The organism is Candidatus Palauibacter australiensis (assembly GCA_026705295.1).
Classification (GTDB): Bacteria; Gemmatimonadota; Gemmatimonadetes; order Palauibacterales; family Palauibacteraceae; genus Palauibacter; species Palauibacter australiensis.
Map to the genome: position 1 here is coordinate 1 of JAPPBA010000154.1, position 9,623 is coordinate 9,623.

The 9,623-nt window shown below is 69.2% G+C and carries 12 protein-coding genes; 9 read left to right on the forward strand and 3 right to left on the reverse strand.

Translation table 11 applies throughout. The annotated features are described in order from the left end of the window. Positions 1-114: 114 nt before the first annotated feature. Entirely contained in the window at positions 115-858 is a 744-nt protein-coding gene (locus OXN85_12725) for a YIP1 family protein (protein ID MCY3600822.1), read from the reverse strand. A 41-nt stretch (positions 859-899) separates the two neighbouring features. Next, entirely contained in the window at positions 900-1,568 is a 669-nt protein-coding gene (locus OXN85_12730; GenBank protein ID MCY3600823.1) for a hypothetical protein, read from the reverse strand. A 199-nt stretch (positions 1,569-1,767) separates the two neighbouring features. Between OXN85_12730 and OXN85_12735 the strand changes: the two genes are divergently transcribed. Then, positions 1,768-3,303, forward strand: coding sequence for a YifB family Mg chelatase-like AAA ATPase (locus OXN85_12735; GenBank protein ID MCY3600824.1), 1,536 nt, complete (start codon positions 1,768-1,770; stop codon positions 3,301-3,303). A 38-nt stretch (positions 3,304-3,341) separates the two neighbouring features. Here OXN85_12735 and OXN85_12740 read toward each other — a convergent pair whose 3' ends face one another. After that, on the reverse strand, positions 3,342-3,980 hold the full coding sequence (locus OXN85_12740) for an aminodeoxychorismate/anthranilate synthase component II (protein ID MCY3600825.1): 639 nt from the start codon (positions 3,978-3,980) through the stop codon (positions 3,342-3,344). Between OXN85_12740 and thpR the strand changes: the two genes are divergently transcribed. From thpR to OXN85_12780, 8 genes are all read left to right on the forward strand, one after another. Then, positions 3,979-4,593, forward strand: a complete 615-nt coding sequence (gene thpR, locus OXN85_12745; GenBank protein ID MCY3600826.1) for an RNA 2',3'-cyclic phosphodiesterase — start codon at positions 3,979-3,981, stop codon at positions 4,591-4,593. The two genes, OXN85_12740 and thpR, sit on opposite strands and share 2 nt — an antisense overlap. A gap of 39 nt (positions 4,594-4,632) precedes the next feature. Further along, on the forward strand, positions 4,633-5,280 hold the full coding sequence (locus OXN85_12750) for a hypothetical protein (protein ID MCY3600827.1): 648 nt from the start codon (positions 4,633-4,635) through the stop codon (positions 5,278-5,280). A 24-nt stretch (positions 5,281-5,304) separates the two neighbouring features. Further along, the gene (locus OXN85_12755) at positions 5,305-6,795 is read left to right on the forward strand and encodes an aldehyde dehydrogenase family protein (protein MCY3600828.1); all 1,491 of its coding nucleotides are present in this window, start codon (positions 5,305-5,307) and stop codon (positions 6,793-6,795) included. A 276-nt stretch (positions 6,796-7,071) separates the two neighbouring features. Next, positions 7,072-7,752, forward strand: coding sequence for a signal peptidase I (gene lepB, locus OXN85_12760; GenBank protein MCY3600829.1), 681 nt, complete (start codon positions 7,072-7,074; stop codon positions 7,750-7,752). Between the two features lie 12 nt (positions 7,753-7,764). Further along, entirely contained in the window at positions 7,765-8,556 is a 792-nt protein-coding gene (locus OXN85_12765) for a sigma-70 family RNA polymerase sigma factor (protein ID MCY3600830.1), read from the forward strand. Positions 8,557-8,629: 73 nt separating this feature from the next. Continuing rightward, positions 8,630-9,067, forward strand: a complete 438-nt coding sequence (gene rplM, locus OXN85_12770) for a 50S ribosomal protein L13 (protein ID MCY3600831.1) — start codon at positions 8,630-8,632, stop codon at positions 9,065-9,067. A 48-nt stretch (positions 9,068-9,115) separates the two neighbouring features. Further along, positions 9,116-9,511 carry a 30S ribosomal protein S9 gene (gene rpsI, locus OXN85_12775; GenBank protein ID MCY3600832.1) on the forward strand — a complete coding sequence of 132 codons (396 nt, stop codon included), beginning with the start codon at positions 9,116-9,118 and terminating at the stop codon, positions 9,509-9,511. Between the two features lie 22 nt (positions 9,512-9,533). Further along, positions 9,534-9,623: 30S ribosomal protein S2 (locus tag OXN85_12780; protein MCY3600833.1), on the forward strand; the 90-nt coding region annotated here is incomplete at its 3' end.

The window sequence follows — 9,623 nt, forward strand, 5'->3', positions numbered from 1 at the left end:
AGGACCTTTATTTCGAGACTCGGTGGGCGGTCCTGGCAAACCGCATGGCCCGCGCCCGGGGGTGCATCATCGGTACGTCACGGGTACGTCGCTGCGGCGCGCGCGGTTTCACTGCTAGCCGGCCAAACCGCCGAAGAGACCCGCGACCATCGCGATCGCCGCCACGAAGATGAGGTAGAGCACGAGCAGGTACGTCGTGCCCGCCGCCACGGACCGTCCCGGATAGAAACGGCTCACCGCCACCCCGAGCACCCCGCACGTCCAAACAGAGAAGACGTTGATTCCGTTTAGGAACCTGCCGATGAACCCCTCCATCTCGGGCAGGAAGAGACCGGGCGTGAGGGTCACGATCTCTGCACCGACCGCCATCAGGCCGATGGAAACGACCCCTCCTGCCGTACCGATGTACATGGCGTGCGCGGCGGCACTGAGGAGCTGCCTGAAGCTGGCTTCTCCACCCAGGATGACGTTGAACGCGATCAGGAGCAGTCCCGCGATGATCGAGAGTACGATGGGCGTCATGATGATCGTGCCTATGACGACGCCGACTCCCGGGGAAATGGCGGCGTCGACCTGCTCCTCCAGAACGGCAGGGTCGGCTCCCTCCGGTATGAAGTCCGCGATCCGGGCCTCGGCCGCCCTCCGCAGTATCTCTTCGGGGACGATCACCGGCGTGAGGAACTGGAGCGCGAGGCTGAGGCCGATGAGCCCCAGGACGGCGCCCATCCAGGCGGGGCGGTGGCGGAGGGCGTCGAACAGCTTCGCCGGCGAGACGAAGACCTGCACGATGCGTGCGGGCAGGGAGGGGATCACGTGCTCCTCCCCGGTTGCGTCGGACGATTCCGGAAGGTGTTCCATCTTCTTCTCCTCCAGTCTGTTCTGACCCTCGGCGGTCTGTCTCAGCCCCCTGCGGGGGCGCGCAGGGCCTCGCGGCCCTCGGCGTCCAGGGCGCGGAGGAGCCGGTCTTCCGCGTCGAGCCATACCCGGTGCAGGGCGCCGTCCATGTCCACGTCGTAGCGCGTCGCGTCCACCGACTCCTCGCCGAGCGACACGCTCTCCTCCGTCCGCGCGGCGAGGCGCACGGTCACGGTCCGGCCCTCAAGGGGCAGGATCGCCGTCAACCGCCCGTCCGGCGCTTCTCTGAGCGCGCGCACGAGGACGAGATAGTGATGGGCGACCCCGGGCTCCAGGATCGCGCCCGCATCCTGGACCGGGTACTGCTTCCAGCGCTCGCCCTCGGGCGTCGCGAAGTGGAAGCGGACCCGGTCGGGGAAGCGCTCTCCGCTCACGAGAGCCGATACCCCGTCGCGAATCTCGTATTTCATCGGGAGCAGGTCGGGATCCATCTGGAGCCGCACCAGCCAGGCGGTCCGCTGCACCATCTCGACGCTCGCGGCGGCGTTCACCGTGGATCCGGTCCGCCAGATCCGGAAGCGCTCCGTCCCCACCCGGCGCCCCTCTTCGCGCAGGTAGAGGTGGCCGGAGTCCAGTTCCTGCGCGCTCAGCGGCCGGGAGGCCGGGAGGCCCGCGAGCAGCGGGCTCAGCAGCAGCACTCCCAGCAGCCTCACCGCTCTCGGCGGTGACGCCGGGTCTTGCCACGGACGGCTGGCGCCGCCGCACGACAATCTCACGCTCTTCGCCACACTTCGCTCGTTCCTTCCCTCGTTCCTGCGCTCGTTCCTGGCCTGTTTGAGAACCGGTTGAGACCGGCGCCGATCATGACCTCACGGTGAAGTTACAAGGCTGCGCGGAGGGGAGCGACGAAGAATGGGGAAGTGGATGGGGTCGGCCTCGGTGATGTCGGCGGCGGTAACGGGAATCGACGTGCGGCCGGTGAGCGTCGAGGTGTCGCTGATCCAGGGGACGCCGATGATGCAGATCGTCGGTCTCGCGCAGAGCGCGGTGCGCGAGGGCCGCGAGCGAATCCGGGCCGCCGCGGCGCAACTGGGCCTTCACGTTCCCGGGATGCGCATCACGGTGAATCTCGCGCCGGCGGACCTTCCCAAGGCCGGGGCCGCGCTGGACCTGCCGATCATGCTCGGGATCCTGTGCGCGAAGGGCGACATCCCTCAGGACGCCCTCGACGGGACGCTGGCCGTGGGAGAACTCGGGCTCGACGGTTCCCTGCGCTCCATCCGCGGCGCTCTTCCGATCGCACTGTTTGCGGCCGCAAACCCGCCGGTCGCGCGCCTCCTTCTGCCGGCCGCGAACCTGCGCGAAGCGTCGGCGGCGGAGGGAATCGCCGTCGGTGGCTCGGAGTCGCTGACCCATATCCTCGCCGCCCTTAACGGCGAGGCCCGCCTGCGCGGCCCCGCGGTGCTCCTGTCCCCCTCAGCTCCGCCGTTGGGCGACGGCGCGCCGGACGACGACGGATTCGACCTGTCCGCCGTGAAGGGGCAGCCGGTCGCCAAGCGGGCGCTGGAGATCGCCGCCGCCGGAGGGCACAACCTGCTCCTCTCAGGTTGTCCCGGCTCCGGAAAGACGAGCCTCGCGCGCTGCCTCCCGGGGCTCCTCCCCGTCCTCGACGTCAGGGAGGCGGTGGATGTGACCGTGATCCACAGCGTCGCCGGTCTCGTGGCCGATGGTTCGGGACTCAAGCGCGCCCGACCCTTCCGGGCGCCGCACCATTCCATCAGCGAGGCCGGGCTCATCGGCGGCGGGAGCCGTCCGCGGCCGGGCGAGGCATCGCTCGCGCATCACGGCGTGCTCTTCCTCGACGAACTCCCGGAGTTCGGGCGCCGCACGCTGGAGGCGCTGCGCCAGCCGATCGAGGAGGGGCAGGTGCGGATCGTCCGCGCGGCCGGGTCGGCCTGTTTTCCCGCCGAGTTCACGCTCGTGGCCGCGATGAACCCCTGTCCGTGCGGCTTCCTGGGCGTACCGGGCCGCTGCCGATGCCTCGAGGAAACCGTGCGGCGCTACCGCCGCCGGGTCAGCGGGCCGCTCCTCGACCGGATCGACATGCTCGTCGATGTCCCGGCCGTACGCTGGGAGGAACTCGCGGAGGCGGCGCCCGGCGAGACGAGCGCAGTCGTGCGGGACCGGGTGTCGAGGGCCCGCGCCCGCGCCGCCCGCCGGCATGTAACCATCAACGCGCGGATCCCGCCCGTCCGTCTCGAGGAGGCTTGCCGGGTCGGGCGCAGCGGCCGCTCGCTCCTGAGGAGGGCCGTAACCCATCTCGGCCTCACGGCCCGCGGCTACCACCGCGCGCTCCGCGTCGCCCGCACCATCGCGGATCTGGAGGGACGGAACCGCGTATCCGACGACCACGTCGCCGAAGCGATTCGTTTCCGCGGCCCGAACTAGAGCAGAGTCCCACCGTGTGCAGAGTCCCCGGGGCGCTGCTAGGGCAGCGCCCCGGCCGGGAGTTCCGGGCAGCGGCCGGCTTCCACGGGCTCGGAGGCGGGGACGTCCCCCCTTCCGAGCGCGAGGAAGTTCCCGAGCAGGCGGCGTCCGCCGGCCGTGAGCACGGCTTCCGGATGGAACTGCACGCCCCACAGGGGCCACGACGCGTGTTCGAGGGCCATGACTTCGCCCTCGTCCGTGCGGGCGGTGACCCGGAGGCCGGCCCCCGGGTCGCCGGGATCCACAACCAGCGAATGGTAGCGGGTGACCTCGAGCGGAGAGGGGAGGCCCGCGAACAGCCCGCGCCCCTCGTGCCGGATCGCCGACAGGCGGCCGTGCATCGGACGGGCGGCCCGGAAGACGCGTCCGCCGGTCGCCGCGGCGATACATTGGTGTCCCAGACAGACGCCCAGGATCGGGGTCTCCGCGCCCGCGGTCCGGATCACCTCGACGGACGCCCCGGCTTCGGCGGGCGTGCAGGGACCGGGCGAGATGACGATGTGAGAGTAACCTTCGTCCCTCAGCGTTCCCGGATCGACGTCATCGTTGCGCCGCACCCGCACCGTCTCCCCAAGTTCCTCCAGATACCGCGCGAGGTTGAAGGCGAACGAATCGTAGTTGTCGATGAGGAGGATCATGGCAGGCGCAGGATATGTCTCCCCCGACGTCCGGTCGAGGCTCTTCGCGGCCGTCCTCCTCCCCGCCACGGTCCGTGCGGACCTCACGCGCGCGACCGGGGCCCTGCGGGCGCTGGAGGGCGTGCGGCCGGTGCGCGCGGAGCAACTGCACCTCACGTTGCGCTTCATCGGGGAGGTTGACGCCGGCCTCGAGACGCCGCTCGCACGGGAGATCGCCGCCGCCACCGCCGAGCGGCGGGGCTTCTCGATCCGGCTGCGCCGCGCCGGCGTTTTTCCCTCCCACCGGCGTGCGCGCGTCCTCTGGGTCGGCGTCGAGGAGACGCCCGCCCTCGCCGCGCTGCAACGCTCCGTGGAGGAGGCGGTGGTCCGCGTCGGCGTGGCCCCCGAACCGCGTCCCTTCCGCCCGCACGTGACGGTGGGACGAATCCGCCGCCCCCCGCCGCCCGTAGGTTTGGCGGGCGCCATCGCGCGTGTCCGCTTCGAGGCCACGGTGGATGTTCGGCGCGTGTCACTGATGCGGAGCGAACTTCTCCCCCGCGGCGCACGGCACACGGAGGTCGCTGCCTGCCGGCTGGCGGGCGGCGCCGATGACGCGCGCCGCGTACGGCAATAGCTTTTTCTCTTTCCCCGATTCCGGTCGGAGGCGGTCGACATGGGCATCTTCCGGAAGCTCTTCAAAGGTCTGGGCTTTCTCATCTTCCTTCTGATTCTGCTGATCGTCGGCTGGATCTTCCGCGGAGACATCGAAGCGTGGCTCGCGAACGCGGGCGCGGATGAAATCGTCGTCGCGGAGTCCATGCCCGAATTCGGTCCCGAAGCGGCGGCCCGGGTGGACGCGGCTCTGCAGGAGCTTGCGGCCGGTGGCGGGGCGGCCGAGATGCGGTTCAACGAGACGGAACTCCAGAGCTACGTTCGCTACCGGTTGACCTCCCGACTGCCGACCGGCGTCGGAGAGCCCGCCGTCGAGCTGCGCGACTCGACCGTCGCCTTCACCGTCATGCTCGACTTCACGCAACTCCCGATCGAAGCAGACATGGCGGCGAGCCTGACGAGGATGCTCGGGGATTCCGCCCGGGTCGCCGGAGAAGTCCTGCCGCGGGTGGGGGAGAGCGGTGAGGGACGCCTCGACCTCGTGAGTCTCCAGGCGGGCATCCTCCCGGTGCCCCCGATGATGCTCGGCATGGCCGCGCAGGAACTGGGGTTGCGTGCGGACGGACGAACCGTGCTCTTCGACATCCCCGAGACCGTCGTGGACGTCCGGGTCGAAAACGATGAGGTCATCCTCCTCATGAATCGCTAATCCAAGCGCGGAGTTCCTCCGGCCATGGCTGAGAAGTTCCTCAACTACATCGCGGGCGAGTGGACCGCGCCCGCCACCGGCGAATACGTCGAGAACCGGAACCCGGCGCGCACGTCGGACCTCATCGGCCTCTTCCCCGACACGGGCGCGTCGGAGCTGGACGCGGCCGTGGCCTCCGCCCAGCGCGGCTTCGAGCGCTGGTCCAGGACGCCGGCCCCCGAGCGAGGCCTGGTGCTGAAGACGGCGGGGGACCTGCTCACGCGGCACAAGGAGGACCTCGCGCGCACGGCGACGCGCGAGATGGGCAAGGTGCTCGACGAAACGCGCGGCGACGTCCAGGAGGCCATCGACACGGCCTACTACGCGGCGGTGGAGGGCCGGCGCCTGTTCGGACGCACGGCGCCCTCCGAGCTGCGCAGCAAGTGGGCGATGTCGTTCCGGCGTCCCATCGGCGTGTTCGGGATCATCACCCCCTTCAACTTTCCGGTCGCGGTCCCGAGCTGGAAGATCTTCCCCGCGCTGCTCTGCGGGAACAGCATCATCTACAAGCCCTCGGAGGATGTGCCCCACAGCGCGCATCGGTTCGTGGAGATCCTGCTCGAGGCCGGCCTGCCGCCGGAGTGCGTGCAGTTGCTGCACGGCCGCGGCGAGACGATCGGGCGCGCCATCGTCGAACACCCCGGCGTCCCCGGCCTCTCCTTCACCGGATCCACCGAGACGGGCAGCCGGATCGGCGAGGTCGCGGGGCGGATGCACAAGCGTCTCTCCCTCGAGATGGGCGGCAAGAACGCGCAGATCGTCATGGCCGACGCGGATCTCGACCTCGCCCTCGAGGGCGTGCTGTGGGGCGCCTTCGGCACGACGGGACAGCGCTGCACGGCGACGAGCCGACTCCTCGTGCAGAGCGAGGTCCACGACGAGTTCGTGGAGAGACTGTGCTACGAGGCGCGCTCCCTCCGCCTCGGCGACGGGCAGGAGGCCGGCGTCGATGTGGGTCCGCTCATCCACGAGGCGGCCCGGGACAAGTGCGAACGCTACATCGCGATCGCCCGCGAGGAGGGCGCGAGGGTGGCGACGGGGGGTGGACGGCCGGCGGAGAGCGGCCTCGCCGGCGGCTGGTTCTTCGAGCCGACGGTCCTCGCCGGCGTCGACCGGGAGCACCGCGCCGCGCGCGAGGAGATTTTCGGACCGGTCCTCTCCGTGATCCGCTTCGACACGATCGATGAAGCCTTCGATATCAACAACGAAGTTCCATACGGTCTCTCGTCGTCCATCTATACGAGGGATGTGACGGCCTCCTTCCGCGCGGTGGAGGAACTCGACAACGGGATCACGTACGTGAACGCGCCCACCATCGGCGCGGAGGCGCACCTTCCCTTCGGCGGTGTCAAAAACACGGGCAACGGACACCGTGAAGGGGGGTGGGAAGTCTACGAGTTCTACACGGAAACGAAGGTGGCGTACGTCGATTACAGCGGCACGCTGCAGCGCGCGCAGATCGACGTCGACTGGTGAGGCTGGACGGTGAGACCGCGTTGAAGTCCGCCCGTACATCAGAGGGTGTGGCCCGCGCGGACACGGGACCCGAAACAGGGTCGCACGCGGGACGGCCAATCAGCGGCTTGTGGAACAGGGAAGGATGGGATGGAGGAACGACCGACTGAGGGAACCGCTGCCGGAACCGAAGGGGAAGGGGTGGAAGAGGGCGCGGCGGCGCGGCGGCGAGTCCGCAGGTTTCGCGCTCCCACGGTCCGGGCGCGCCGGGGTCGAGAGGCGTCGGTCGGCCGATGGATGTGGGAGTGGACGAAGTCCATTTTCGTCGCCCTCGTCCTGTTTCTCTTTATTCGGACCTTCGTCGTGGAGGCCTTCCAGATCCCGACCGCCTCGATGGAGAACACGCTCCTGATCGGCGACTTTCTCCTCGTCAACAAGATGGTGTACGGAGCCGAGATCCCCGGTACCGACCTGGAGCTTCCCGCGTTCGGCGAGCCTTCGCGCGGCGACGTCATCGTGTTCGAGCCGCCGGAATCGGCCGAACAGCCCCCGCGCACGAACTACGTGAAGCGGATCGTCGGGATGCCGGGAGATACGCTGCGCATGCGGCGGGCGAGGCTCTTCCTGAACGGAGTCCCGTTCGAGGAACCCTATGTGAAGGCCGCGTCGAACTTCCCCGACGCCCCGAGCCCGAAGTTCGCGTGGCAGCGCCGGTTCCTGACCGACGGCGCACGCCGCACCGGCGCCGTCACGACGCGAAACAACTGGGGACCGCTCGTCGTGCCGGAGGACAGCTACTTCGTCATGGGCGACAACCGGTCGAACTCGGAAGATTCCCGCTACTGGGGCTTCGTGCCCAGGGATGCGATCCGGGGAACACCCTTCCTGGTGTACTATTCGTACGCTCGCGAGCCGAAGGGCCCCTGGTCCTGGCTCACCGAGATCCGCTGGGGCCGGATGCTGCGCGGCGTCGACTGAGGTCGCCCTGGAATGGTCCGCATATTCGAACGCTACCTGGCGGACATCGGTCGCGAGAGCCTGCTGGACGCGGAAACCGAAGTGGAACTGGCGCGGCGGAGTCGGGCCGGCGACCAGGCGGCGCGCGTGCGGCTCGTCAGCGCGAATCTCCGCTTCGTCGTTTCCGTCGCGCGCGGCTACCGCGGCCGTGGCGTCCCGCTGGCCGACCTCGTGAACGAGGGAAACCTGGGTCTCGTGCGCGCGGCGGACCGCTTCGATCCGGAGCGCGGCGTCCGTTTCATCAGCTACGCACACTACTGGGTGCGGCGGGCCATGACGCAGGCCATCGCCGACCACGCCGATTACAGGCGCCCCGGCGAACCCGCCGTGCACCGCGTTTCCCTCGACGAGATGGCCCCGGGGGGCGCCTGCACGTTCGAGGAGCTCCTGCCCGACGAACAGGCGCCAGAGCCTGGTGCCGGGCTGATTCGCGAGCGGCTGCACGACGCGATCGAGGCGAGTCTGGCCGACCTCCCTCCGCTCGAATCCGAGGTCGTGCGCCGCTACTTCGGTCTGGGGTACGAGAGACCGCAGACGCCGGCCGAGATCTCGGCGGCCCTCGACGTGTCGTGCGAGCGGACGCGCCAACTCAGGGAGCGCGGCCTTTCGCGCTTGCGCGCGGGCGCCGAGCGGTCCGGGCTCGTTCGCTTCGTCAACGACGGGGCGCCCCGGGCCGGAGGCTCGCGCCGACCCCCGAAGCCCTCCCGTCCCGCTCGGGGAAATGCGCCCTCGCCCGCGATTGACTTCATACGAGGCCTTGAATAGCTTCACGGGCTATCATTTTCACGCGCTCGGCATCCGTCCCGCCGGGCGGTTTTTTTGAGGTGGGCAGAACGAAATGAAGACGTACTCGGTGAAGGCGGGGGAGATCGAGCGGGACTGGTACGTGGTCGACGCCGCGGATCAGGTGCTCGGCCGTCTCGCGACGAGGATCGCGACCGTCCTTCGCGGAAAGCACAAGCCGATCTACAGCACGCACCTCGACACCGGCGACTACGTCGTCGTGGTGAACGCCGAGCGTGTGCGGCTGACCGGAAACAAGGCGGATCAGAAGGAGTACTTCCGACATTCCGGCTACATGGGCGGAGAGCGCTTCATCCCCTTCCGGCGCATGCTCGACCGACACCCCGACCGGGTGATCAAGCTGGCCGTAAAGGGCATGCTCCCGAAGAACACGCTCGGTCGGCAGATGCTCGGAAAGCTGCGGGTATACGCGGGGCCGGAGCATCCGCACGCGCCTCAGCGCCCCCGCCCCTTCGACACGATCGCGGAATAGATCGCGGAATAGCGACAGCGCGCACAGGGACTGTCAGGGAGACGAGAGTTGGCGGAAACGGAACAGGTCCAGTCGGTCGGACGTCGGAAGAAGTCGGTGTCCCGCATCACGATGAAGCGCGGCGTGGGCGTCGTGAACGTGAATGGCCGGGCGTTCGAAGAGTATTTCACGATCCCGCGGCACCGTTCGCTCGTCGCGGCGCCCCTCGATGTCACCGGCACGCGAGCGTCGTACGACATCGCCGTGCGGGTGCGCGGTGGGGGGATCACCGGGCAGGCGGAGGCCACGCGCCTGGGCATCGCGCGCGCCCTCCTCGCGATGGATGAAGAGCGTCGGCGGACCTTGCGGTCGCACGGCATGCTGACCCGCGATCCCCGCATCGTCGAGCGGAAGAAGCCGGGTCGTCCCAAGGCGCGCAAGCGCTTCCAGTTCTCCAAACGATAGCGGAAGGCGGATAGCCGAACGCATGGGCGTCGAGCTGCAGGACCTCTTGAAGGCGGGCGTACACTTCGGGCACCAGACACATCGCTGGAACCCGAAGATGCGGAAATACATC